Below are 25,803 nucleotides of genomic sequence, written 5' to 3'. Positions count from 1 at the left end.
CGGCTCGCTCTTCCCCACGTACGAGATTACGTATGGCATTGGTTCTGGTTGTAGATGATGATCGAAGTGTGCGTCACATGTTGACGCAGACACTGGAGTCGATCAATTACGAAGTCGCCACCGCAGAGACCGCTGAGCAAGCCTTGGTGCTGGTTGCCGAGCGCCAACCGGATGTCGTACTGTTGGACATCATGTTACCCGGGCGGTCGGGGTTAGACGTGCTTCGCGACATTCAGTCGATCGACCGTCGGCTGCCCGTCATTTTTGTGACGGCCGACAGTGGAAGTTCAACCGCCATCGAAGCGATGCAGTTAGGTGCTTACGACTACGTTTCAAAGCCGCTTGATCTGCCCCAACTCAATCGACTGGTCGAGTCTGCGATCGACTCCCGCCGTCTGATGAGTGTTCCCGTCGCGCTATCGGTCGACTCGAGCGGTGAGCAAACGGGAAAGTTATTTGTCGGCCGAAGCCCGGAAATTCTGGATGTTTTCAAGTCGATTGGACGCGTCGCGGCTCAGGACGTACCCGTTTTGATTCGTGGTGAGAGTGGTACGGGGAAAGAACTGGTTGCGCAGGCGCTCTATCAGCATAGCCACCGTCGCGGCGCACCGTTCATGGCAATCAATTGCGCGGCGCTTCCCGATACGTTGCTGGAGAGTGAACTGTTCGGGCACGAAAAAGGTGCTTTTACGGGCGCGGACCGCCGCCGCATCGGAAAGTTCGAACAATGCCACGGGGGGACGATTTTCCTCGATGAAGTGGGCGATATGGCCCCGATTGTCCAGGGGAAGGTGTTGCGCCTGCTCCAGGATCAGCGATTCGAACGCGTCGGCGGAAATGAAACGATCGGCACTGATGTGCGTGTCATCACCGCGACGAATCGACCGCTGGAAGAGATGGTGGAGTCGAAGGCGTTCCGGGCAGATTTGTTGTACCGTTTGAACGGCATGACGATCTTTCTACCTCCGGTTCGTCAGCGCCGCGAAGATGTGCCGCTGCTGCTGAAGTATTTTCTGTCTCGCGCTCTCCAGTCGCTCAATAAAACGCACATTGAGGGGATGTCGCCCGAGTGTCTCGAAATACTGATGAGTTACAGTTGGCCGGGTAATGTCCGGGAAATGCAGAGTGTGGTCCAGCAGGCCGTCTTGAACGCCATTGGTCCCATCATTATCCCCGAATTCTTACCTCGCGAGGTGACTCGAAATCGTTCAGCCGAACCTGTCTCCGTACAGGCAAAGCCCACCCCTGCGGCACCGACGCCGACGGAGGGTTCGGCCTCGCCCGAGGATTCACCTACATCGACCATTGCGGACTTGGGGCAATTCGTCGACGAACAGTTAAAGTCAAATCCCAAAGAGCTTTATAACTCGGTCATTGAACGCGTTGAACGCTACCTGTTCACTCGCGTGCTGCAGGAAACCAACGGAAACCAGAGCCAGGCAGCAGAGATTCTGGGCGTGACCCGAGGGAAAATCCGCGATCGAATTGCCACATTCAACATCTCTATGGAACGTAAAGTGCGGTCAGATCTCGAAACGGGCGAATAAGGGCTGTTGTGACCTGCGTCGTCACGACAGTGTTTGCGGGAGTCTCGCATTTTTCTGTCACGATAGCAGAGTGAATAAAATGATCTCGATGTCTCAAGGGTATGCCACCGCAAATCGTCAAGTTGCACTGAAGCGGTTGGCAGGAAACGAGGCGCTTTTCAAAACCCTCATTGGATTCTTCCTGGAAGACGCGCCATCGCAGTTGGCGCAACTCCAGCAGGCGATGGCGATTGCAGACTGGCCGACCGTGGCGATGAAGGCCCATAGCCTCAAAGGGCTCTCTTCAACGTTTGAAGCGATCCCGTTCATGCAACTGGCTGCTGCAGTGGAATCGCAAGCCGTGCAAGAGGATCAGTTCCATGTCGCTGAGACTGTTCGACAGCTCCAATCGGAATTCCATCGGCTGGTGGCTGAACTGCAGTCTTACGCCCGGTAACTGGGGATGAAACGGGTCAATCATAGAGAGCGATTGCTCAACGCCTTCAAGGGGACTGACACAACGCCTCGGCCTTTGGCTTGGTGCGGTGATTGCTTTTGGCAATGCGCGGAGACGGGTTGAGCACGATTCGGGCAGTCTGAATTTAAATCAGTCAATCCGTTCAGAAATCTTCTGACGTGGGTGCTCGGGACCGGTCCTTGATCGGTGCAGCTTTACACTTGATGTCTGTTGTGTTGCGGCTCGCTGGCTCCCCTCCCCTTATCTCGAACCCAGGTATTCCTGTTGGGAACCTACGAGGGGCTCACGACAAGACAAAATGTTCAGATGCAGATCGGCTGAGGCTCTGACTCACTCCGTGCGATGGAGAATCCTCAGGCATGCATGTATCAGAGTGCTAAGGGCGACGCTCTGCTGAGTTGTGGGATCGACTTGCGAACCCGGGGTGCTCAATAGAACCTCGCCCTTTTTCGTGACCACACGCGCGTGGCGAGCGGAGTCGCCTCCGTCGCTAAATGATCAGCGATACCGCCTGCAGAACCAGCTGCGCAAATGTAATTACGGTTAGCCACGGAAAGCTCATGAAGATTCTGATCATCTGGTCTCATTCCTTCTGCAAAGTCACGCCGGGGTTGATACCGCCAGTTGCTGACGTAGAACAACATCCCTGTTCAGCAAGGGGTAGCAAACTTCGGTCCAATCGGCGTGGACATCAATGACATGGTTCATAGAAGTGGTGCGACGTTTGCTCCCGATTCGTGAAGGAATGACTGGACGCTGCGATGCATTCCACCGGCGATAGGGAAAGCGGCACACCCAGGCAGCGTCTAGAGGAACTCACTGAGTCGGCTTGTCCCCATCGGCTTGATCTGAAATGGCTTTTTGACATGAGGAGCTCGCAATGATCGCATCTACTGTTGCACGTGTTCCTGTTAATACGGCGGACGACGTAAACGAGCGTATCCGATTGATGACCGAGCAGAGTGTCGCGTCGTGTGCCGCTCGCGGTCCGGCGGCGATCGAGCAGCGGCTGGCCGAACTCGATGAGGAATGGGACGTTGAAAGGACGCTCGAAGCGAATGCTTCGATTGTGTCGCTTGTCGGATTAGCATTAGGGGCCACGGTCGATCGACGATGGTTCTGCCTGCCCGCTGCCGTATCGGGTTTTTTGTTGCAACACGCTGTCCAGGGCTGGTGCCCTCCCTTGACCATTCTGCGGCGCCTAGGTGTGCGGACAGCGTCAGAAATCGATTATGAGCGTTACGCCCTGAAAGCCATTCGCGGTGACTTTAAGAGCGTGCCCAGTGGCGCACCGACCTCATTCCAGACTGCTCGTCACGCCTTGAATATCGCACGGCGGAATTAACCTCGTCCATGTGATTGAAGAGGGCGGACACGCCCTTCAGACAATGTTTCGTAGTCACCACAGTAAGGGAGTCAACGCGATGGGACCTCAGCGAGAAATTCCGCCGCGGGAGCCGAATGAAATTCCCAATCCCGCCCCAGATACGTTGCCACCACCGCTTCCTGCCGAGGTTCCGCCGCTGACGGATCCTCGGCCTCCTGCACCGATCAGCCCAGTAGAGCCGATTCCCCAAGAGCACCCTCCTGAAGAGCCGCTGGTGACCAATTAGGCCCAGCAACCAGAGAACGACATTTTCGACCCCTTCCGCGCTCCGGATCTCGCGCGAATTTCATCGCCTGCGGGAATCAAAGTGACTGCCTGCAGGAAGGTTCATGGTTTTCTCATGGCGAACCCTGAGCGTTTCGGCTACTCAATCGCCGTAAAGCGCAGCTCGCGCAAATCACATTCTTGCCCTTGCACAAATCCGCAGAGGCCCCCTTCTCCCACAGAGTTTCCGCCTCCCCGTCGAGATGGGGAACAGCGCGGCGCAGCCCGTCAAACATGTTCAAAAACTTGCATCTTGAAAAATTAAGAATTTGTAAGTATTGTTTGGCTGAGCTGACGTTCGGTGGCGATTGGATGGAAGGGGTGCTTTGTGCCCGTTTCATTGAAGGGATTTCCCGTCGCCTGCAAAATCCACGCAGGAAAGAGTCGGAATTATTGAATGAGTGACATCACAGTAAGAGCGGACGCGAACTCAATCAAAAAAGACTTAGTGGCTGGCGTCATCGTGTTTCTGGTGGCGCTGCCACTCTGCCTGGGCGTGGCCATGGCGTCCAATGCACCGTTGATTTCTGGCGTGCTCGCAGGAATTGTCGGTGGCGCCATCGTTGGGATTTTAAGCGGCTCACACACCAGTGTAAGCGGTCCCTCACCCGCGCTCGCGGCGGTCGTCGTTGCTCTTCTCGCCCAACTCGGTTCCTTCGAAGCGTTGCTGCTGGCGATTCTCGTCAGCGGTGTGATACAGATCATCCTTGGTCTGCTCCGCGTGGGATTCATTGCTGCTTTTATCCCCTTTAGCGTGATTCAGGGGTTGCTTGCCGCCATTGGCGTCATTCTGATTCTGAAGCAGATTCCTCACGTGCTGGGACGCGACACAGACCCCGAAGGAGATATGTCCTTCATTCAGCCAGATGATCAGACGACCTTTTCTGAGTTGGGCGAGCTGTTCACGGGGTTCCAACCCGGCGCCGCCTTTGTTGGGTTTGTCTCGCTGCTGATCTTGAACTTCTGGCACCGCTCCAAAATCTTGCGGCGGCTGCGTATCCCCCCTCCCCTTGTTGTCGTGATGTTCGGGGTTGCTGCTGTACAGATCTTCCGCCAGATCGGTGGCACGTGGTTAATCGCGGAAAGTCATCTGGTACAGGTCCCGGTTGCTCAGTCGTTTAGCGATCTGTTTCAGTTCCTCCATTCACCGGACTTTTCCCGGTGGGATCAGCTCGCCATCTACCAGGCCGGTCTGACGATTGCGATGATCACCACGCTGGAAACGCTTCTAAATATTGACGCGATTGACAAGGTGGACCCCGAACGCCGGGTATCTCCTCCAAGCCGGGAACTGCTCGCTCAGGGGGTTGGGAATGTCATCCTCGGGCTGATTGGCGGGATCCCGATTTCCTCGGTCATTGTCCGCAGTTCGGTCAATATCAACGCAGGGGCTCAAACCAAGCTGTCTGCGATCTTTCATGGCTTCTTGATGCTCTTCTGCGTCATGATGCTGCCGACGTATCTGAACATGATCCCCCTGGCCTGTCTGGCGGCGATCCTGTTGATGACAGGATTACGGCTGATCACTCTTCAGCTCATTCGCAAAATGTGGAGTGATGGGAGGTATCAGTTTATTCCCTTTGCGACCACTCTGGTCGCCATTGTATTGACCGACCTCGTCACAGGAGTGTTGATCGGTCTGGCGGTCAGCATTGGATTCATTCTCAACAGCAATTTCCGGCAACCGCTCAGACGGATTCTGGAGAAGCATCTGGGGGGTGACGTGCTGCGAATTGTGCTCGCAAATCAGGTCAGCTTTCTGAATCGAGGGGCGCTTGAGAAGATATTGCGAGACCTGCCTGAAGGGTCTCATGTATTGCTGGATGCGGAGTCCACCGACTACATCGACCCTGACGTATTGACGCTGATCAGTGACTTCAAGGAACGAGTTGCGTCCAATAGAGGAGTCAAAGTCAGTCTGCGAGGGTTCCGGAAGAAGTACCATCTCGAAGACGACATCCAGTTTGTGGACTACTCGACTCGTCAGCTTCAGGAGAATTTGACTTCTCAGGAAGTGCTGCGGATTCTGAAGGAGGGCAATGAACGGTTTTATACCGGTCAGCGATTAACCCGTGACCTGGGCCGTCAGCTTCATGCGACGTCACAGGGGCAAAGCCCGATTGCGGTGGTGCTGAGCTGTATTGATTCCCGCGCCCCGGCCGAACTGATTCTCGATCTGGGGATTGGCGATATCTTTAGTGTGCGCATGGCCGGGCACGTAACCAGTCAAAAAGTGCTGGGGAGCTTGGAGTACGGCTGTAACGTGGCCGGTTCAAAGTTGATTCTTGTGCTGGGGCACACTCGCTGTGGCGCCGTGACCGCTGCTGTCAATCTGGCTAAAGCGCGGCAGAATGCAGGGCAGGTGACCGGATGTCAGCACCTCGAATCGATTATCCATGACATTCAGTTGGCAATCGACCCACCGACCTTGCAAGTGCTGGAACGAGCTACCGAAGATGAGAAGCCGGCTCTCATTGAAAGTGTCGCCGTTCGGAACGTCGAACTGTGTGTGAAGCGAATTGTCGAAGAGAGTGAGACGATTCGGCGGTTGGTCGAAGAAGGCCGCGTTGCCGTGGTGGGGGCTGTGTTCGATATCACGACAGGAAAAATCGAGTTTCTTAACGATGAATCGACGGTCGACCAGCGCAGCTCCGTGGCATCACTGAGCGCCTCTCTGACCAAGACGGGCTGATCCTCTATTGAATGGCCCCGCCCGTCAGGCAAGCTTCTCGAGATGTTGCCCAACAGCAATACCGTGTGCCGCTGTGCTCGTAATTCTCCTCCCGCTGCTTTGAGGGAAGTAGCGTAGTGAAGGTCTCATTTCTTCACGCGATGGATGAATTACGAGCACAACTGCACACGGGCGGTGAGACGTCGATCTCGAAGAATCTGACGAGCATGCCTCATCCGTTGACGCCTGTCACCTCGGACGGCTGCCACGAATCTCGTCGTCCGGGCTGTCTCGATTCATCAAGAACAGATCGCTCTCGAACCGTCACTGGAGCGGCTGGAACTGCCGCACGATGACTCGTGCGGTTCGAAGTCCGTCGACGGCCGCGCTGACAATTCCGCCCGCATAGCCTGCTCCTTCTCCGACCGGATACAAGCCGGCGATTTTGGGGCACTGCCGCGTTTCAAGATGTCGGTCGATACGAATTGGTGAGCTCCCTCGCATTTCGGGGCCGACCAGAATCGCATTCTTCAGAAAGTTCCCTCGCATTTTCTTATCCAGGATCGGTAGGCCGCTGCGAATCGCTTTGACGACGACTGGTGGCAAAAGCTGATCGAGCTGGCTGGGTTGTACTCCCCGCTGGTACGAGCACTCGAGCCTGGCAGAGGAATCCGGTGCGCGGCCTTTGAGAAAATCCGCAGCCGTCTGAATGGGTGCGAGGTAGTTCGATTGTCCCACTTTATAGGCGATCGCCTCGAACCGCTGCTGCAGGTGGACTCCCGCCAATGGATGAGTATGACCGAATTCCTCGGGATCGAGCGTGACCATGATTCCGCTGTTGGCGAAGGGAGTGTCATGCCGGGAGTTGCTCATGCCGTTCGAACAGAACATGTTCGGTTCGCTGATGCTGGGCATGATGATTCCGCCCGCACACATGCAGAACGTGAAGACATCTTTGGAACCCCGTGCCTGCAACGAATAGTCGGCGGCGCCCAGAATATCGAAGTATTCCGGCCTGCCATACTTGTGGTGATTAATCTGTGATTGGGGCTGCTCGATCCGCAGGCCAAGCTGAAATGCCTTCTGCATCAGCGGGACGCCCAGCTTGTGCAGCATCTGGTACGTGTCCCGGGCGCTATGTCCGATACCCAGGATGAGCTGGCTGCAAGGAATACTTCCCGAGGAAGTGCTGATTCCGACGACGCGCCCGTCACGGATGTCAATTCCTTCCAGTCGACAGCCGAACTTGTATTCGCCCCCCAGAGCCTCAATTTTTCTGCGATAGTTACGGCAGATCATGGGCAGCTTGTTGCTTCCCAAGTGCGGACGATTTTCGTAGATAAGGGAGGGTCGCCCCCCGCAGTCGACGAAACTCTTCAGGACCCAGTCGACATCAGGTCCTTCCAGCCGACAGGTCAGCTTGCCGTCGCTGAAACACCCGGCTCCCCCTTCCCCGAACAGATAATTGTTCTCTCGATCAAATTCCTCCCCCCGGTCAAAGGCGCGTACGACGGGGACACGGTTTTTGACCGCCTCGCCTCGTTCGATGATGAGCGGGCGGTATCCCTTTAGCGCCAGGTAGTAGGCGGCCAGCAGCCCCGCAGGACCTGAGCCGACGACGACGGGCCGCTCTGCAAGTGGGTCTGAACCCGGAACCGCATCATCGAATGATTGTGGTTCGTAAGCCTGGATATCGCCGGAATTGGTACCCCGACCGGGACGGGCGACCCAGTCCGGCGGGGTCTCGACCACGATGGTGTAGACGAACTGCAGATCCCGGTGCGAGCGTGCATCCAGACTTTTCTTCAGAATTCGCCAGGCGGCAAGATCTGCAAGGCGGACCCCCAATCGGGCGGCGATGTGCTGAGGAAGTTCGGCTTCGGGGGTTGTGACGGGAAGACGCAGGTTGGATACACGGATCGGCATACGGTTCAGTCAGTTTCAGGACGGAATGAAAGATCGGATTATAGCCGATTCTACGGTCGATCGGTGGAGCGGCAGGGAGAGAATTCTCGCGGACCGTCTTCCTGTTCGCGGTTGATGCGCTGCACGAGGTTCAGGGATGCGGACTCACGGGGACCTCACCCGAGCGATCGTGCTTCAACAACCGCTCAAGTTGTTCGACCAGTCCCGGTTCGAGCACATGTTCTATCAGATCAGCCTCGCGATCGACCCGGTTGGGAGCGATGTCTGCAAAATGGATCAGATAGAGTTCCCACAACCGATGATTCCGGACCGCACGGGCCGCAAGCCTGACGCCCGAATTGGTGAAGCGATATTGGTCGTCAGAACCGTGTCGCAGCCACCCTTCCTGAATGGCGGATTTCAGCAGTTCGTCTACCCGACCTGAGGACCAGCCACGCGCCGCAATCAGACTGTCGCGGGTGAGCGGGAGTGCTGTCAGATCCGGGCCATCCTGATTTGGATGAGTTGCCCCGGCTTCGCCAAGGGGGAACCTCCCTTCCAGTTCTTCAAAGCAGGCCCGAAGCAGGTCGAGTTGTCCCTTGCGTCGGCTGGCGGTTCGCTGGCGCCAGAACTGCCAGTAAGTGCCCCGCGCGGTTCCGAACAGCAGGCTGAGTCCGAAGGCAAGTGAGCCGACCAGCACAATGATGGGGCCAGCGGCCAATTGTTTAACGGACGCGCTCAGCAGAACGCCGATCGAAGAGCTGATCCCGCCAATCGCCCCTGCAATCAGCACCATCGGCCCCAGTCGATTACTCCAGAACCGGGCTGCCGTGGGAGGAATAATCAGCAGTGCGACTACAAGCAGCAGTCCAACACTCTGCATTCCGATCACCGTCACGCCGACCACCAGCCCTGTCAGCAGCAGGTCGAGTAATTTAACGGGCCATCCCAGTGCGGCGGCGTATTCTTCGTCAAAACTGAGGACCGCAAATTCTTTGAACAGGGCGAAACAGACGAGCAGCACAATGGCGCTGGCCGCGGCAATGAGGCTCACATCGATTGAGGTCATCGACGCGGCCTTTCCGAAAATGAAGTCACTCAGGCCGGCGGCGCTTCCTGTCCTCATCCCCTGGATGATGGTGAGCAGGACGATTCCGGCACCGAAAAACAGACTGAGGACGATCCCCAGCGCGGCGTCTTCTTTGATCAGTCGAGTCTTCTGAATGAGGTTTGTCACCATCACGCCCGCGGTGGCGGAAAGTGACGCCCCGAACAAGAGCCACGGCAATGATTTGCCTGCTCCGGGGGAGAATGCTTCGACGACAAGGTACGAAATGCCGATTCCCGGCAGTGCAGCATGGCTGGCGACATCACCGACCAGCGCTTTCTTGCGCAGGAGCATAAACGCGCCGACGACACCGCTGCACATTCCCAGCAGAAATGTCCCCAGCAGGACGATTCGGGTGTTATACGACATTTTGAATGACTACTCTTAATCGCAGAAAACGATCGCAGGAAACGCGTTTATCCCGGTGGACATTGCCCAGCTCGTTCCTGATACGAAGGCCGACTGAGTTGCGTCTGTTCGTCGTTCTATCAAACGCTGACCGCGACGAAAAACAGAAGTGCTCTCAAAGCCGGTGAAGGGGCCGTTATCCGGACCGAATTCTAGCCAAGTTGAAGTGAACTTGCTGATGGGGACAGGAAAAATTACTCCCCAGGGTTTTGCCGGATTCTCACTCCGAAGTCTACCGATGTGTGTCCCGGCGCGTGTCTAACCAGAATCGCTGCGTCCAAATCAGGAAACATTGCTGCGTGGGTGTCGTTGCACGAGTCGGTTACTTCGGGCGCCGTTTGCGCAACGTCGAAGGGCCTTTCGCACCCCTAACTCCGTTCCAATTCCCGCAGAAAAGGGAAGGATCCTGCCGCTGCGAAACCGTTCGCAGCGCTGACGAATCGTTCAAACGTCCATCGGGAACGACAGGCTTGACTTCACCTTGAGCAAGCCGGATGATCAAATGAAGTGCAAACATCGTAAGTTGTGATGATGCCCATGATCATCCAGAGCGACGGAAATCGGACAGGGAACTGACTATGTCAACGGGTCAAAGGCGAATTGATATCGAAGAAGTTGGTGATGTCACTGTCGCCAAGTTTGTGGATAAGAAGATTCTTGATGAAGCCAATATTCAGGCGATCGGAAACAACTTATTCGCCCTGATCGACGAAGACGGTCGCCGCAAGATCGTGCTGGACTTCAGCCTGGTCGAGTACCTGTCGAGTGCCGCGCTGGGAAAACTGATCACGATGGACAAGAAGGCCAAGGCCGCCAAGTCGAAACTCCGACTTTGCAGCATCCGGCCAGAGATCTACGAAGTCTTCGAGATCACTCGATTGAATAAAATCTTCGATATTAAGGCGACGCAAGAAGACGCTCTCGAAGGTTTCTAAGCTGTGGTGCCAAATAGCGATCAGTTCGAGGTTGTGATCCAGAGCGATTACGAATCGGGGCAATCGATCGTCGAGCGCATCATGGAGGTTGTCAGCCAGACGGGATTCTCGACTCGGGATCAGTTCGGTATCCGACTGGCCGTGGACGAAGCGGTGACTAATGCGATCAAGCATGGGAACCAGCTTAGCCCCGAAAAGAAAGTTCGGATCGATTTCCGAAAAAGCGATGCCGGGGTGCGCATCGAGATCGAGGACGAAGGGGACGGGTTTCGGCCCGAAGACGTTCCCGACTGTACCGCCGATGAAAATCTCGAGCGCCCCACTGGTCGCGGCCTGATGCTGATGCGGGAATTCATGACACGCATTGAATACAGCGAAAAAGGCAACAGGGTCGTGCTCGAGAAACTGCACGGTTCTTGACGAATTACCATGGCCAGACGTGTTCGAACCACTCGCCGCCTGGAAGTGTGGCTCAAAGACACCTCGGTGGCATTGTTCGTGCTGAATGCGCACCGGCGATTAGTCTTTTTCAATACGGGCTGCGAGCGTCTGACGGGGTGGGTCCCTTCCGCCGTACTGGGGCAGGTTTGCGAGTTCGTCTCGGAAGCCGACCCGCACTCAGCGGCTGCTCTTCTGGCATCGCTGGCCCCCCCTGCCAATGTCTGGCGAGGCGACACGGTGACCGTGCCCGCCGTCGTGGCACATCGTGAACTCGATCCCGTCACCAGCCAGATCCATTTCTTTCCTCTGACAGATACCGATAACAGGGTTCAGGCCGCGCTGGGGATTATCCAGTCTGCAGCAACCCCTTCTGCAGCGAGTTCGGTTTCCACGACGCAGCGCTTGCACGTGGAATTGGCCCTACTGAGAAATTCGTTGCGAAAGAACGTCGGGGTGGGGGCACTGATCGGTCAATGTGCGGGGATGCGACGCGTCTTCGATCAACTGCAATTGGCACAGCGTTCCTCCTTGCCGTTGCTGTTTGTCGGTGAGACAGGAACGGGTCGCGAACATATGGCTCGCGTCATTCATGCGGCGGGAGAGCGAAGTGACGACCTGTTCGTACCCCTGGACTGCCGAAGGATGCCTGCTGAACTCCTGGAGTCGACTTTTAAGCGGATTCTCGATTCGCATGCCGGCGCAGGATTTCTGCCGGGGACCCTTTATCTCAACCAGATCGACACGCTGTCCCGCGATCTGCAGTACAGCGTCTTGAGGCTGATCCAGTCTGAGAATCCCTCCGCACCACGAGTCATGGCAGCCGCGTCCAAGCCACTCGAACCACTCATCGAATCCGAGCATTATCTCGAAGAGTTTGTGTATGCTCTGACACCGATGGTCATCACGGTTCCACCCTTGCGCAGTCGTGAGAACGATATGGAGTTGCTGGCGCAATACTTCCTGGAGGAATGCAATCGGAACGAACCCCAGCAGGTGACGGAGATCGACGAAGAGGTCTGGGAGAGGTTTCGGCGATACAACTGGCCGGGGAATGTGGGCGAACTTCGCACCGTTGTCTGGGAGGCACGCAAGACATGCGCTGGCTTCAAGATCGAATCGGCTGACTTGCCATTTCGATTTCGGGCCGGAGTCAGCGGGCAGGCGATCGGTCCGCGGCAGCCGACTCGTGTCGAGCCGTTAGACCCTCTGTTGATGAGGGTCGAGCGTGAGCAAATTGAATTGGCGTTGAAGACGGCCCGCGACAATAAGGCGAAAGCAGCAGAGCTTCTGGGGATCACTCGCCCCCGACTCTATCGTCGAATGGAAGTATTAGGAATCGTCGATGCGGATTCCGCAGCTTCCGATAACACGACGTCTGTCGGCACCAGCGAGATCCCCACCGCGGCAATCCCGGAAACCTTCGAAGACACGGGGCCTGTTGAACCCCTCGAGAACGGTCCCTGACGAGATCTCGATCGAGCCGCCGGAATCGAATCGATGCACATGCCCTACCTCAGGTGATGCTCATTTGCTCGATTGCTTGATCAGGCAGCGATCGATTCCGATGGTTTCTCGACCCAGCTCAGAATGACGTCGGCAGTACGGCGAGTTGCACCTGTGGTGTGGACTCGGCTTCGGAGTGATTCGAGTTCCTTCGTGGCGTCAGCGAGCGCGGTGGGATCGCTGAGCCACAGACTGGCGGAATCCACAACCTTTGCGATGACGGGTTTCGGGTCACCAACGCTGAAGTGCTCGGGCATAATCTTTCGGCCTGCGATCAGATTGGGCAGCGACCAGTACTTGCAAGTAATGACGACGCACCCGACCACGTAGGTCAGCCAGCTCGACCGGTACATCGCGACAAACGGTGTTCGTCTTGCCAGCATTTCAAGGCTGACTGACCCTGACACCATCACGGCACAATCGGCGATTTCGATAATTTCTGGCGTCTTGCCCACGAAAAACGACAGAGGAAGCGGTTGTTCCAGCTTTTGATACTGTTCAACACAGTAGCGCCGCTGCGAGTCTTTGTAGTTGGCAACCAGGAAATTGACATCGGGGAATTTAGCATGCAACTGCTGGATCGTGCTGAGCAGAAGCGGCCAGCAGCGAAGCACTTCCTGCCGCCGGGAACCCGGCAGGATCGCCACCGTGCGGTTGTCAGTGGAGGACCATTCCCGGCAGAAGACCTGATCCAATTGGCGTTCGGCAACCTCATCGAAGAACGGGTGACCGACATACATGACCGGGATACCCCTCTCGGCGTACCACTCTGTTTCAAACGTCAGGCCCGAAAGGACAAGGTCGACGTATTTGCGGACGCGACGGATTCGCCACGAACCCCAGGCCCAAAGTTGGGGGGGCATGTAGTAGATGACAGGAATCCCGGCTGCTTTGGCTTTGCGGGCGATCCACCAGTTGAAACCAGGGAAGTCGACAAGCACAACGACGTCAGGTTTGTGACGGGCAAAATACTGTTCTGCCTGTTTGACGAGTTTATAGAACTTCCAGATCAGCGGAAGGACAGCCACGATACCCATGACGGCCATCGATGTTAACGGAAACAGCAGGTGACACCCTGCTTCTTCCATCGCGGAACCACCAAATCCTGAAATTCGAAGGCCCGGTCGCCGCCGTTGCAATTCCTTGATCAGGTGTGCGGCATGTTGGTCGCCGCTCGGCTCACCGACAGAAAAGAAGATATGCATGGGCTGAATTCGTCATTCTGGAGAGTCGTTGATACCACAGCAAAGATCGAACGGTTCTCAGAAATTGCAAATCTGGTCAAGAGGAATGTTCCGCCGTCGAGGCCCGAGGGGGCCGCGGGGTGTGTCAGCTGTTTTAGGGTTTGCAGTTTAGATCCCCGCCTGCGCTGGGATTTTCACAATCAATTTCCGGATGATCGTCTGCTGTGCACATCGTTGGGTTTTCGCTCAATGTCTCACTGGCCGAATTCCCATAGGAATTCGAATGTCATGTCGGAAACGAAAACGCGGTGCCCGGCGCTGAATTTGCTTTCTGCTGATTCGGAGCCTGGGAGGCCCTGAACCCGTCCACGGATGTTTCATTGACCTCCACTCCTGGACACATCATGTCGTTTCGATCCAGCTGGAAGGGCTATCTCAAGCTCAGTCTCGTTTCTGTCCCGGTCAAAGCGTACTCGGCGGTCAGTTCTGATGAAGGTGAGATTCATTTCAATCAGCTCCATGAAAAATGCCATAGCCGCATCAAGTACGTGAAAACCTGCCCCAAGCACGGGGCAGTCCCATCAGAAGAGATCGTCTCGGGTTACGAATACGCCAAGGGGCAGTACGTCGTCATGGACAGCAGCGAACTGGCTGCCTTGCGGGCTGACAAGGAAAAGTCCGTCAACGTGGAAGCGATCGTTCCGGTCGGGGCAATCGATCCGATGTACCTGACCGAGAAATCGTCCTACCTGATTCCAGATGGACGCGTTGGGGAAAAGCCTTACGCGGTGATCGAACAGTGTCTTGCCAGTCAGAATTCAATCGCCGTGGGGCGGCTGGTCATCAATGGCAAGGACGAAGTCGTCATGATCCGGCCGCTGGATGGATTACTGGTCCTGACCGTCCTCAGCGGGGCGGCGCAAGTGAAACAACCGGGACTCTTCGCGTCCGAACTTCCCAAGGTCAGCGTCTCTGCAGCCGAAGTCAAAATGACGAAGACATTGTTCGAGGCCTATTATCAGGATGAGATCGATCTGGCTCAGTTTACGGACCAGTATACCGAGCGGGTAGCCCAGTTAGTGGAGTCGAAGATCAAGGGGGACGACATCGTCACATCTGTTTCCAGTGAAGAACCGGATGTGATCAACCTGATGGACGCCCTGAAAAAGAGCGTGGAGCAGGCGAAATCCCATTCCAGAAAAACCAAGGTGATGGCGGAAAAGACCCCCGCCAAAACGACTCGGCTGAAAACCCCGGCGAAGCGGAAGTCGAAGTCTGCGTGATGCACTTGAGCCTGCGGCTGTCTGGCACCGACAGCCGCAACTTGCTTTGCCTTGGGCAATGAATGGGGGACGGCCCCTCGTCCTGCACCACCCTTCACTCCTTTAGTTCCGCAGGACCTTATCCAGTTTCTTGCTCGGGGCAGAGAGGGATTGGCGGACTTTGGATATTTCCCGCCAGGGGTCTCGTTTCAGTGTGGCCAGCCGCTGCAGGGCTGTCTTGATTGTGAAGTAGTCCGAAGTAATCTTCGTGGAAACTTCTTCCCACTCCAGTGGCATCGAAACGAAGGCATTCTCTTTGGCTCTGGTCGAATAGGGGGCGACGGCCGTTGCCCCGCGCGCGTTTCGCAAGTAGTCGATAAAGATTTTGTTCTTTCTGGCGGCCTTCGACATGTTCGAAGTGAAGTGGGCGGGAGCCGCTGCGACGATCGCGTCCGCCACGCGTTTGCAGAACTCCTTCGCCTCGTCCCACTCATGTCGACGCTCAATCGGAAGGACGATGTGCAGGCCCTTGCCGCCTGTTGTTTTAATAAAACTCGCTAACCCGAGTTCGTGCAGAAAGTCGTGGATTTGTCGCGCGGACTCAACGACTTTCGCCCAAGAGACATTCTCGTCAGGATCGAGATCAAAAATCAGACGATCAGGGCGTTCGAGGTGATCCTCGGTACTGCCCCAGGTGTGAATCTCGAGGCTTCCCATCTGGACGAGTGACAGTAAGCCCTCAACATCGTCCACCACCACGTAATTCTTTGTCGCGGTACTTTCCTTGATTGGAATTTGTCGCAGATTCTCTGGAGCGCCGGGTTGGGGATGCTTCTGGTAGAAGCACTGTTTGCCAGCCCCGTCGGGGCAGCGCACCACCACGATGGGGCGATGCACGACGTGTGGCAGGATCCATTCTGCGATTTCCCGGTAATAACGAGCGATGTCCAGTTTGGTGAGTTCAGCTTCCGGGTAGACGATTTTTTCAGGATGAGTGAAACGGACCCCCGCAAACATTTCTGACTGCGGATCGTAATCGGAGTTACCTTCTGCGGGTGCACTCTTGCTGTTCTGAGCCCGTTTGCTGCGGGACGTTTTCTGGGTCGCTGCCGCCGATCGTGCCGGTTCCTTCTTGCGAGTGGCTTTCCTGGGGACGGGATTGGTCAGCACTTCCTCAAGTTTGGCAGGTACTTCCTGGCCGACGTCGCGTGGTGGCTTATCCTCTCGCAGGCCCTGGAAGGAGGCGTGTCGCAATCGCATGTCGCGAGTTTTGTCAGCGAACTTGATCTGTCCGACCAGCTTCGGCTGGATCCAGTGAGCCGTCCTCGCATCGCCGACTTTTCGCTGCAGATCAACGAACGGGGAATCTGACACTTCCAGTTCCTTCATGTTCGCATGAAGTTCTTTCAGCAGTTTTGCATCGAAGCCGGTGCCCACCTTACCGGCGTAGTGCAGTTTTTGTTCGTCGTCATAAAAACCAACCAGCAGAGCGCCAAATCCGGTTCGCGATCCGGAGGGGTCCGTGAAGCCACCAATCACGAACTCTTCCTGTTTTAGACACTTCACCTTGAGCCAGTCGGTGCCACGTCCCGGACGGTACGGCTGATCCAGTCGTTTGCAGATGATCCCTTCCAGATGGAGTTTGCATGCTTGTTTGAGGAAGACATCCCCCCTCCCCATGATCGGCTCTGAGTATTGGATGGATCGATGGCTGGATGTGGACTCCAGCAACGTCTGGAGTGCCTGTTTGCGTTCTTGCAGCGGCTGCTCGCGCAGGTCTTCTCCATCCAGATACAGCAGGTCGAAGACGTAGTAGCGCAACTGGTCAGTACCCCGATCACGGAAGGCGTTCTGCAGCGATTGGAAATCGGTCGTCCCGTCGCTACTCATGGCGACGACCTCGCCGTCGAGAATGGCCTGATCGCACTTCAGATGAGCGGCCTGTCTGGCCAGTTCGGAAAGGCGCGCCGTCCAGTCTTTGTGGTTGCGTGTGACAAAGCGACTGGTTCCATCATCAATGTGGCAGAGGATTCGATAGCCATCAAATTTGATTTCGTGGCACCATTCATCCCCTTCTGGCGCTTCGTCAACCAGGGTGGCCAGTTGAACGCTGATTTTGTCGGGCTCGGGGATTGATGAAGCTTGAGTTCGCTTTGATTTGCTCGACTTGGGGGAACTGCTTGAGCGAGTTCGTGATGTGGGGATGTCGGCCGTCTTTGTCGTTTGTTTTTTCTTTCCGGCGTCGGCGTCAGCAGCGATGGTGTCCAGATCGCGTTTTGACGAAACGCTGAGAGGTTGTTCCTCCAGGATATCCCCGTCGTCCATGGAGCGTGCCTGAGCATCCTGTTCTTTGATGAGGAGCCATTGGGGCTTTTGAGACGAGCTGCCCTTGCGGCGAGTGCGGACGAGAGTCCAGCCCCCCTTCAGCTTCTTGCCTTTGAGATTGAACTTCAGCTTGCCTTCCCGCAGTCCAGCTTCCGGGTCCCCGATCGGTTCCCAGCTTCCCGTATCCCACAAGAGGACGGTGCCTCCTCCATACTCCCCCTCGGGGATCGTCCCCTCAAACGTGCCATAGTCGACGGGATGATCTTCGACCTCAATGGCGAGGCGCTTCACCGTTGTATCGAGAGAGGGCCCTTTTGGGACTGCCCAGCTCTTCAGGACTCCATCCAGTTCCAGGCGGAAGTCATAGTGCAGGTGCGATGCGTCGTGCTTCTGAACGACGTACGACCAGCCTTTTCCCGCCTTGGTTTGGGCCGGGGGTTCCGGCGTTTTGTCGAATCGACGCTTGCGCTGGTAGTCGGTGAGTCCCATCTAATGATCCCGCTGATCAATATGAATGGAGAGCGACCAGGGAGCGGACGGCGAGCACGCACCCGTTCGGTTCGCACCCACTGCTGCCCCATCTGGTATGACCTGCCAAAATGAGTGAGCAGGTCTCATACCCCGATGCTCACAGGCAGCCAGAGGCCACTCAGATTTGCCTGGAAGGGAGAGTCACCGGCACGGGAGTCCGGAAGGTGCCGCAGGCAAGAAAATAAAGGTGGCTGCGCGGAATCTCTCTTCCGCCGCAGCCTGATTCAATGGCGCTCAATCATAAATGACTTGAGCAGCTGAGACTTGGGACGGGCAGGTGCTGCTTCCATCATGCCTTGGCGGTTTGCAGGGCTCGCAGTTCCCGTGGAAGTGGGAATGAGACGTGTTCTTCCCGCGTCGTCACCTCTTCTGCTGTGGCGCCGAATTCGGTGCTCAGCCACCCGATGCAATCCTGAACGACGACTTCCGGCGCGCTGGCCCCGGCCGTGATCAGCACCGTCGAAACGTTCTGGAACCACTCGCGCTGCAATTCCTGAGCTCCATCGATCAGGTGCGAGGGCTTCCCGAGTAACGCACCGATTTCCTGAAGTCGACGACTGTTAGAGCTGTTCTGGCTTCCCACGACGATCACGATGTCAGAACGTTGGGCGAGTTGTTTCACAGCATCCTGGCGATTGGTTGTCGCGTAGCAGATGTCTTCCTTCGGGGGACTCTCGATCTTGGGGAATCGCTGCTTGAGCGCCGAAATTACCCGACCCGCTTCTTCAACGCTGAGCGTCGTCTGGGTGAGGTAAGCGAGCTTTGCGTCGGGTGGGAAGGACAGCTTTTCAATGTCTTCGGGTTCTTCAATGAGTGTGATGCTGGCGGGGGCCTCACCCATCGTCCCGATGACCTCGTCATGTCCCTCATGCCCGATCAGGATGATGTGGTACCCCTCTCGCGCGTATTTAATCGCTTCGAGATGGACCTTCGTTACCAGGGGGCAAGTGGCGTCGATGGTTTGCAACTTACGCTGTCGGGATTGTTCCCGGATTTCCGGTGACACTCCGTGTGCCGAGTACAGTAGCAGTGAACCGCTGGGAACTTCGGAAACAGAATTGACGAAAGTCACTCCCTGCTTCTGAAATCGCTCGACCACGTACTTGTTGTGCACGATCTCGTGGTAAACGTAGATGTTCGAACCGAACATGCGAATTGTTTCGTCCAGACATTCGATCGCCATATTCACGCCGGCACAAAAGCCACGCGGATTCGCCACAAGAATTTTCATCGAGATTCCAATTCCAGAAATTCATTCAGGTCCCGCCCGGATTCTAGCAGCGGAATCGGGATTGAGGAGAGCGCTCGCAGGCTTCGTGAGTCATGACACGGGAATCGGGCAGCACGCCTGTCACGTGACTTCGGCTGGTTCGCTGCCACTTGTTTCGCTTGATGAGGGCCGGAGATTCAGGATGACCACAGTATCCGCAGCCAGGTCACCCAGTCGCTGCCAGTGAGGAGTAAACGCAATCAGCAGGACGCCCGGGATCCACGTCAGGAAAAAGAAGCCATCAACGTACACGAGAAGTTCGCGGGTCAGCGACCGCAACAGCCCAGGGGGCCGCAACGTGGTCCGCAACGCGCGGATTCCACAAAGCCACTTGCCTGGCGTAATTCCGTACAGTCCTTGTATGAAGCTCAAGAAGATGACTCCGAGGAACCAGATTCCGAACGTGGCGAACACGAGTTCCACCAATTGAGAACGGATCGGATCTGTCATCCCCAACTTTTCGGCCTCGACTAGATACGGCACTGACATGCCGATGCCGATAAATACGGGGCAAGTGGAAATCAGCAGGTCGATGCCACGGGCAATGGCTCGTCGAGCAACGGAGGCCTGGGTGACGGTCCGCTTGCCAAACAGATACCCGCTACTTCGGTAACGGCGCATCAGCCAGGAGGTGCCGACGGTCAGCATCGTGACTCCGAGAGCGTAACTCAGGAATGTGGGAACGACGGAGAGAAACCATTCCAGGAGGGGCGAGATGGGCTCGAACGGGGCGACTCGCTTCAGCGTCGAGTTTCCCAACTCATACAAATGCAGGAAATCGCTGACCAGATACGCGGGCGTTCCCCCCACTCCCGCCAGACTCTCTGTGAAGAGATTCTCAGAAAGGGGCATGTGGATCCAGGCGTTGTCCTGCCAACGAATTTGCTCAATACTATGGTTGAGGGAAGGCACGTAGTAAATACGGATGTCTCCATCAACATCGACCACGTCCCATACTGTTCCCCAGTTGGAAATTTGATTGATGGGAGTCCAGCCAGCTTCCCTGTCCGTCTCCGAACCCAACTCCGGGAGCGGACTGTTAGCGGGATTCGCTGCCGACGCCGCAGGCGAGTTGCTCACAAATGAAAGTCCCTCACGAAAACGGACTGACGTACCATTGGAGTGGAACAGATAGATCGAGTTCGATGTCGCCAGGACGCGTACTTGGGGGAATAACCAGGCGGCTCCCGTCGCGTTCATTCCAGGGATATCAAGCCTCCCCGCTTCAGACCACTCGTTGTTCTGCCATACCAGTAGATCGTAGTCGTCGTTCGTGTTGCGGTCGATCACCGCTAGTTCGCCGTGGTAAAGAAAAGGATTTGAGGGCTCGTTTAGAGCACGGATCGGCCGTCGAGGAATGGCCTGCTCATCCACGATACGGGTCATCACCCATTTCGAGATGCACCATAACTCATCCCCTACGGAAATTACCCCGGTTGCTCCCGGCTCCAGGCTGATGCCTGAGTCCCGAGTCGCCCCGTCGCTCGGGTTGATGACGACCAGCCGCGATTGTGGCGGAACAAATCCCGGTCGGCGTACTGCGGGAAGAGGTGTCGTGGCAACCGAGACCCATAATTCCCCTTTGTGAAGGGCCGCGCAGTGAGGCAGCAGCGAGTTGTTCCCGGTCCCGATGGCGCTGGAGCGACCTCCTGAACGGGGATACTGCAGCCCGATTGAAATCGCCGCGAAAGAAATGACCTGTAACGCAATCGACGCGAAAGTCAGGAGAACCACCAGGAAGATGTATCTTCCCGGATAGGGAGGCCATATGAGAGTACTCGGATCGGGCACCGCTCGGTTTGTCGACATGGCCAAGGTCCATTCCTGAAGTGTGTGGCGACCCGGAATTCTCTCTGGGGGGTGAATTTACCTGATTTTGTCTCAAATTCCATGGCGAATGGTCTGACGGGTCAATCGGGGCATCGAAACAGTGCAGGACAAACCAGAAAGTGGTTTCATCGGTGAACGTTTCGGCGAGCAAAAGGGCCGGAGGTGGGGATCGGGCAGGAATGTTTTCCGACCCTCGGAACGGGCAGTGGTATTGGCGTTTCCAAGAGTCAGCCGATAACCTACTCTCCTCTGGAATTCTTGTGGAAGGGTAATCCCCCGTCCTCACGCCATTCCACATCTGACATCCAAAGTCAGAGTCCATTGTTGTAGGCCGTTGCTTTTTCGAGTGCTGTGTTAACCTTTGGGGATCGGCTACGGTTAGCACAGGGGCCGACTGGGTAGTTGCGAGATCCGATCCGAAATCACGGTGTGAAATGTCTCATCAGAGTTCAGGCGAGTCAGTAGTGCAGGGTGTTCCGGTTTTGACCGCGGTAGAACAGGCCATCGGTCCGGAATTGCTCGAAGCTGAGCAGATTCTGGCCGAAGAACTGCACAGCTCTAACCCCTACGTGTGCGACATTTTACATCATTCAACGCGGTTTCGTGGCAAGCGGTTACGCCCGATGCTGCTCTTACTGACAGCGAAAGCGACAGGCGGAATTCGACAAGACCACAAAATTCTTTCTGCTGTCGTCGAGATGATTCATCTCGCGACTCTGGTCCATGATGACGTTCTGGACGAAGCGGAAACGCGACGCCATGTGGCAACCGTCAACTCGCGCTGGAACAACGAAACCAGTGTACTCTTCGGTGACTACCTCTTTACCCATTCGTTTCATCTGGCAAGCAGTCTCGACACGACGTACGCCTGTCGCCGAATCGGTCGGGCGACCAATATGGTCTGCGAAGGAGAACTGTCTCAGATCAAGGAGCGGGGTAATCTGGATCTGACCGAGGAAGCGTACTTCAAGATTATCGATGGGAAAACGGCTGAATTGACGGCGCTGTGTGGTCATTTAGGGGCCTACTATTCCCAGTCGGATCCCTCAGTCGTTGCCGCGCTTGAGCAGTACGGTCGATCGCTCGGGCTGGCATTCCAGATTGCTGACGATGTACTGGATTTGATGGGCAGCGAAGGAAAGATTGGTAAGTCACTGGGCAGTGATTTGCTCAAACAGAAACTCACCCTGCCGCTGATTCGCCTCCTTCAGACAGCTTCCGAGCAGGAATCGCAAGAGATTCGTCAGTTGCTGGCGCATCCCGATGAAACTACGCGAAGTCGCCTGACACCTTACTTCGAGCGCAGCGATGCGTTCAGCTACACCAGTCGCGTGGCGAAGAATCTGGCCAGCGAGGCACGAAATCAACTGGAACTGCTACCACAGACACCTGCCCGCCGAATCCTGGCAGACATCGCCGAGTTTGCTGTGCAGCGAACGTTCTGATCCTCGGGCGGCGTCGCATTCATTCCGCGTTTCGATAAATCCAGTGACATCGCTGGGGGCAATGGCGCCTGCTCGAATAGATGGACTGTGGGCAGCTCGTCAGTGAATAGCGTTTGAGTGATCGACGTGTGTTGATGCGTGGCGTGCAGCAGTTCAAAGACGACAAACCTGATACCTCGATTGCACGATAAAAGAGGTCGTTCAGAGCACTACGTTATTCCGATTCTCACAAGGGGGCTCAGGTCTTAAATAATCCCTGCCCCAAACTTATCTTCTTCGTCGTGCCCATTACGCTGGGCGACTGCGAAGGGATTGGAAGAGTTTTCTACCCTGTTCATATGCGGCGTCGAGTGCCGGATATCGGGCAGGTCTCTTCGATGGAGAGATTCTCCATTCCGTTGCAGACGAGGTAGCTCGCTGAGGGGGGACTCGTCTTCACCCAGCTGTGCGTAGCTGTCTTCGCCGTAGTCGTCGTAGATGCAGACATAACCCGGTTGCTTTGAACGTTCCAGTTCGCTGACATAAGCGATAAGGACTTGCTCCTGGATCGTTTCCCGGCAATCAGAATTAATCGGGTGAGCGATATCGGCGTAGAGTTTTGCGCGTCCGTCTTCTGACTTCGCGGCCCGGTCCTGATGCAGCCGAACCCCGCATTCATTGCAGAACTGGGCTCTCAAGTGGTTTTTCGCTGAACAGCGGGGGCAATGGTCTGTTAACTTACGGCTGGGCATCGCCACGAAGGAACCTTTTGTTCCCTGGATGATCTTCAGATCACGGACGACGAAGCTACCGTCAAACGTCAGCGAACAAAATGCCTGCAGACGTTCATTAGGATCGTTCATCAATTTGATGCGAATCTCGGTGATTTCCACAGATCGTCTCCTTAACTCACTACGAACTCACTGCGTGCAGCTCCTGACAACGTAAACCCAGGGAATGCCAGAAGCTTTCAAGCGAGCTGCCATCGATCTGGCATGTCGGGACGAGGAACAAATCCCAAAATAGGACGTGCCACTTCCGGTCATCTGATGGGCGAAAACAGGTAGTTTGTTAAATAGGTTTCGTAAGTGTCGAACGTCTTCGTTCAAGAGCTCTGCTGGTGACTGCAGGTCATTGTGCAACAATCGCACCATGTGGTGAGACTGTGATTGCGGGAGAGTCCGAACAAATTCCTCGACCGTCGTTTGGGTGCGTCCCGGTTCACACTGCTTGAACACCGCTGGGGTGGACAGACCTGACGCCGGTTTGGCAACGACAAAGTGTTGGCTGACTGGGGCTTGCAGCGGGTCGACACGTTCGCCCCGTCCGCGGCAAACCGCCGTCGCAGTCTTTCCGACGAAGAACCCGACGTCACTGCCGAGTTTGGCGGCAAGCTGAAAAAGCTCGTCCTGTGTCAGCGAAATATTCCAAAGGCGGCTCAGTCCTTTGAGTGTTGTGGCTGCATCGCTTGAGCCACCTCCCAGTCCCGCTTCAGACGGAATTCTCTTGATTAAGGTAATTTCTGCCCCTGCCGCGACTTTCGCGTATTCTTTGAGCAGCGTTGCTGCACGGATCACCAGGTTGTTGGGGCCCGTTGGGAGCGTCGGCTGAGGCGGGGTGTGTTGGTCACGTGCAGCACCCATGACGATCTTCAAAGTGACGTCTGACGAGTCGTTTGCTTTGAAGACGAGGGTGTCGTACAGGTTGATCGCTGTCATCAGGGTTTCCAGATCGTGGAAACCATCTTCCCTGCGCCGCACCACGCGCAAGAAAAGATTCAGTTTTGCGGGAGCCCGCATCGTAAGAGAACAAGCTGTAGGCTGGCAGAGCATTCTGGTCACATCCTGTTGACCCGCCCGACCTGCGTTAGTTGATCATGTTGAGCGGAGACTTGTCGAGTCCCCTGGCAATCAACGGACGAAGGGATATTTACCAATTGACGATTCATCGAACGATGAGATCGTGTCTCAAGTCGAAAATCGATGGTAGACCGACTTGTCAAGTCAGTCAAGATGAGTTTAAAGCATCTCAAATCCGGGCAGCCCGCCGAAGCTTGTGCCCTATTCGGGATTCTGGAGTTCGTCCAGGCGGCGGATCGTCTGCTGCAGCAGTTGAGGCAGGCCTTTACCCGAGACGGAGGAGATCTTCAGAACAGGGCGACCAATCCGTTCTTCCAGCAGTTCTGCTGCGGCATCCGCATCCTCAAGTTCCCCCTTGGTGATGCAGATAATTTCGGGTCGAGAGGCCAGTTCTTCGTCATACAGCCGCAGTTCTTCACGGATCGCCAGATAGTTCTCGATCGGATCTGTCTGGTCATCCGGAGAGGGTTCGACCAGATGGATGAACATCTTGGTTCGTTCTACGTGCTTCAGAAATTCGTGGCCGAGTCCCACGCCGGCGTGAGCCCCTTCGATCAATCCCGGAATGTCAGCCATCACAAATTGACGTTCCTGGCCAACCCGGACGATGCCCAGATTGGGGTACTTCGTTGTGAACGGATAATTCGCAATTTCGGGGTTTGCCCGCGACAGCCGGCTCAACAGAGTTGATTTACCCGCATTGGGTTTGCCAATCAGACCGACATCCGCGATGACCTTCAGTTCCAGAATGACGTCGCGGCTTTCACCCGGTTCGCCGGGGCCGAATTCGCGGGGGACGCGGTTCGTCGATGAAGTGAAGCGAGCGTTTCCTTTGCCCCCATCGCCCGCTCGCGCGATAACGACACGGTCTCCGTGCTCGACGAGATCCTTGAGGATGAAATCTCTCTTTGCGTCGCGCAGGATTGTGCCAGGCGGAACGCGGATTACCGTTTCCGCACCCGATTTGCCTGCTTTCAGGGTCGGCTGACCTGGGTGTCCGTTTTCTGCATGCCAGTGTCTCACCCCGACGAGATGGACGAGGCTGCTGACGTTCTCATCCGCTTCGATGACAACGTCCCCTCCCCTGCCACCGTCGCCGCCGTCTGGACCACCGCGCGGAATATGAGCTTCTCGCCGGAAGCTGCATGCACCCGGACCGCCGTCACCCGCTTTACAGAATATGCTGACTTGATCTACGAACATGTTGGTATTCTAGCGGTACGTCCGTCCGCTTAGTAGTGACTAAAAGCTTGCAATCCAAAGGCCCATCGCCGTTCCGCCGGGCTCGTTACAGTCACTTAACTGACTCTGGATTGTGATGAGGGGCCAACGAAGAGGTCTCCGCGCCCGCCGAACCCGAAGTCCCAAACTATTGAATTCGTCCACTTTGGAAGTGACTTCGGAACAGACCTGTATCATCGATCCTGCGGCCGTCGAGGTTCACAAATTGTGGAGATTCCTCAACACGCGGAAAAGTCGGTTCGTATTCGGG

Annotated in this window: 19 protein-coding genes; 10 read left to right on the top strand and 9 right to left on the bottom strand. The window is 56.0% G+C overall.

Going from position 1 to position 25,803, the window contains the following annotated elements:
- Positions 1–32: 32 nt before the first annotated feature.
- From ACGY09_RS13025 to ACGY09_RS13005, 5 genes are all read left to right on the top strand, one after another.
- Complete coding sequence (locus ACGY09_RS13025; RefSeq protein WP_397571836.1) at positions 33–1,547, top strand: sigma-54-dependent transcriptional regulator; 1,515 nt, start codon at positions 33–35, stop codon at positions 1,545–1,547.
- A gap of 79 nt (positions 1,548–1,626) precedes the next feature.
- A complete protein-coding gene (locus tag ACGY09_RS13020; RefSeq protein WP_397571876.1) occupies positions 1,627–1,983 on the top strand; it encodes an Hpt domain-containing protein in 357 nt (118 codons plus the stop codon).
- Positions 1,984–2,884: 901 nt separating this feature from the next.
- Positions 2,885–3,349 carry a hypothetical protein gene (locus ACGY09_RS13015; protein ID WP_373649813.1) on the top strand — a complete coding sequence of 155 codons (465 nt, stop codon included), beginning with the start codon at positions 2,885–2,887 and terminating at the stop codon, positions 3,347–3,349.
- 79 nt (positions 3,350–3,428) lie between these two features.
- Entirely contained in the window at positions 3,429–3,617 is a 189-nt protein-coding gene (locus ACGY09_RS13010; protein ID WP_373649814.1) for a hypothetical protein, read from the top strand.
- 435 nt (positions 3,618–4,052) lie between these two features.
- On the top strand, positions 4,053–6,347 hold the full coding sequence (locus ACGY09_RS13005) for a bifunctional SulP family inorganic anion transporter/carbonic anhydrase (RefSeq protein ID WP_397571835.1): 2,295 nt from the start codon (positions 4,053–4,055) through the stop codon (positions 6,345–6,347).
- A 303-nt stretch (positions 6,348–6,650) separates the two neighbouring features.
- Here ACGY09_RS13005 and ACGY09_RS13000 read toward each other — a convergent pair whose 3' ends face one another.
- Both ACGY09_RS13000 and ACGY09_RS12995 read right to left on the bottom strand, forming a co-directional pair.
- Positions 6,651–8,252, bottom strand: coding sequence for an NAD(P)/FAD-dependent oxidoreductase (locus tag ACGY09_RS13000; RefSeq protein WP_397571834.1), 1,602 nt, complete (start codon positions 8,250–8,252; stop codon positions 6,651–6,653).
- Between the two features lie 130 nt (positions 8,253–8,382).
- Positions 8,383–9,708, bottom strand: a complete 1,326-nt coding sequence (locus ACGY09_RS12995; protein ID WP_397571833.1) for an iron chelate uptake ABC transporter family permease subunit — start codon at positions 9,706–9,708, stop codon at positions 8,383–8,385.
- A gap of 617 nt (positions 9,709–10,325) precedes the next feature.
- Between ACGY09_RS12995 and ACGY09_RS12990 the strand changes: the two genes are divergently transcribed.
- Genes ACGY09_RS12990 through ACGY09_RS12980 form a run of 3 tightly spaced genes read left to right on the top strand, consistent with a single transcriptional unit; the run spans position 10,326 to position 12,587 of the window.
- On the top strand, positions 10,326–10,682 hold the full coding sequence (locus tag ACGY09_RS12990; protein WP_397571832.1) for an STAS domain-containing protein: 357 nt from the start codon (positions 10,326–10,328) through the stop codon (positions 10,680–10,682).
- Positions 10,683–10,688: 6 nt separating this feature from the next.
- Entirely contained in the window at positions 10,689–11,102 is a 414-nt protein-coding gene (locus ACGY09_RS12985) for an ATP-binding protein (protein ID WP_397571831.1), read from the top strand.
- 9 nt (positions 11,103–11,111) lie between these two features.
- Positions 11,112–12,587, top strand: a complete 1,476-nt coding sequence (locus tag ACGY09_RS12980) for a sigma 54-interacting transcriptional regulator (RefSeq protein WP_397571830.1) — start codon at positions 11,112–11,114, stop codon at positions 12,585–12,587.
- Between the two features lie 80 nt (positions 12,588–12,667).
- On the opposite strand, the gene lpxB is transcribed toward ACGY09_RS12980, so the two are convergent.
- Positions 12,668–13,831, bottom strand: coding sequence for a lipid-A-disaccharide synthase (gene lpxB / locus ACGY09_RS12975; protein ID WP_373649821.1), 1,164 nt, complete (start codon positions 13,829–13,831; stop codon positions 12,668–12,670).
- Between the two features lie 383 nt (positions 13,832–14,214).
- On the opposite strand from lpxB, the gene ACGY09_RS12970 reads away from it, so the two are divergent.
- Positions 14,215–15,093: a Ku protein gene (locus tag ACGY09_RS12970; protein ID WP_397571829.1), complete on the top strand. Its 879-nt coding sequence runs from the start codon at positions 14,215–14,217 to the stop codon at positions 15,091–15,093.
- A gap of 102 nt (positions 15,094–15,195) precedes the next feature.
- On the opposite strand, the gene ligD is transcribed toward ACGY09_RS12970, so the two are convergent.
- The 3 genes from ligD to ACGY09_RS12955 form a co-directional block, all read right to left on the bottom strand.
- Positions 15,196–17,886, bottom strand: a complete 2,691-nt coding sequence (ligD, locus tag ACGY09_RS12965; RefSeq protein WP_397571828.1) for a DNA ligase D — start codon at positions 17,884–17,886, stop codon at positions 15,196–15,198.
- Between the two features lie 331 nt (positions 17,887–18,217).
- On the bottom strand, positions 18,218–19,159 hold the full coding sequence (ispH, locus tag ACGY09_RS12960) for a 4-hydroxy-3-methylbut-2-enyl diphosphate reductase (protein WP_397571827.1): 942 nt from the start codon (positions 19,157–19,159) through the stop codon (positions 18,218–18,220).
- Positions 19,160–19,279: 120 nt separating this feature from the next.
- Positions 19,280–21,007, bottom strand: coding sequence for an RDD family protein (locus tag ACGY09_RS12955; protein WP_397571826.1), 1,728 nt, complete (start codon positions 21,005–21,007; stop codon positions 19,280–19,282).
- A 455-nt stretch (positions 21,008–21,462) separates the two neighbouring features.
- Between ACGY09_RS12955 and ACGY09_RS12950 the strand changes: the two genes are divergently transcribed.
- Entirely contained in the window at positions 21,463–22,473 is a 1,011-nt protein-coding gene (locus ACGY09_RS12950) for a polyprenyl synthetase family protein (protein WP_397571825.1), read from the top strand.
- Between the two features lie 245 nt (positions 22,474–22,718).
- Here the strand turns inward: ACGY09_RS12950 and ACGY09_RS12945 are convergent, their stop codons facing one another.
- From ACGY09_RS12945 to obgE, 3 genes are all read right to left on the bottom strand, one after another.
- Positions 22,719–23,345 (bottom strand): SpoVG family protein, encoded by a 627-nt coding sequence (locus ACGY09_RS12945; RefSeq protein ID WP_397571824.1) that lies wholly within the window; start codon positions 23,343–23,345, stop codon positions 22,719–22,721.
- 27 nt (positions 23,346–23,372) lie between these two features.
- Complete coding sequence (ispE, locus tag ACGY09_RS12940; RefSeq protein WP_397571875.1) at positions 23,373–24,251, bottom strand: 4-(cytidine 5'-diphospho)-2-C-methyl-D-erythritol kinase; 879 nt, start codon at positions 24,249–24,251, stop codon at positions 23,373–23,375.
- 261 nt (positions 24,252–24,512) lie between these two features.
- On the bottom strand, positions 24,513–25,514 hold the full coding sequence (gene obgE / locus ACGY09_RS12935; RefSeq protein WP_373649829.1) for a GTPase ObgE: 1,002 nt from the start codon (positions 25,512–25,514) through the stop codon (positions 24,513–24,515).
- Positions 25,515–25,803 lie beyond the last annotated feature (289 nt).

The organism is Schlesneria sphaerica, assembly GCF_044336245.1.
Taxonomy (GTDB): domain Bacteria; phylum Planctomycetota; class Planctomycetia; order Planctomycetales; family Planctomycetaceae; genus Schlesneria; species Schlesneria sphaerica.
Note: the sequence above shows the minus strand (reverse complement) of the source record. Positions and strands in the feature narration are given on the sequence as shown.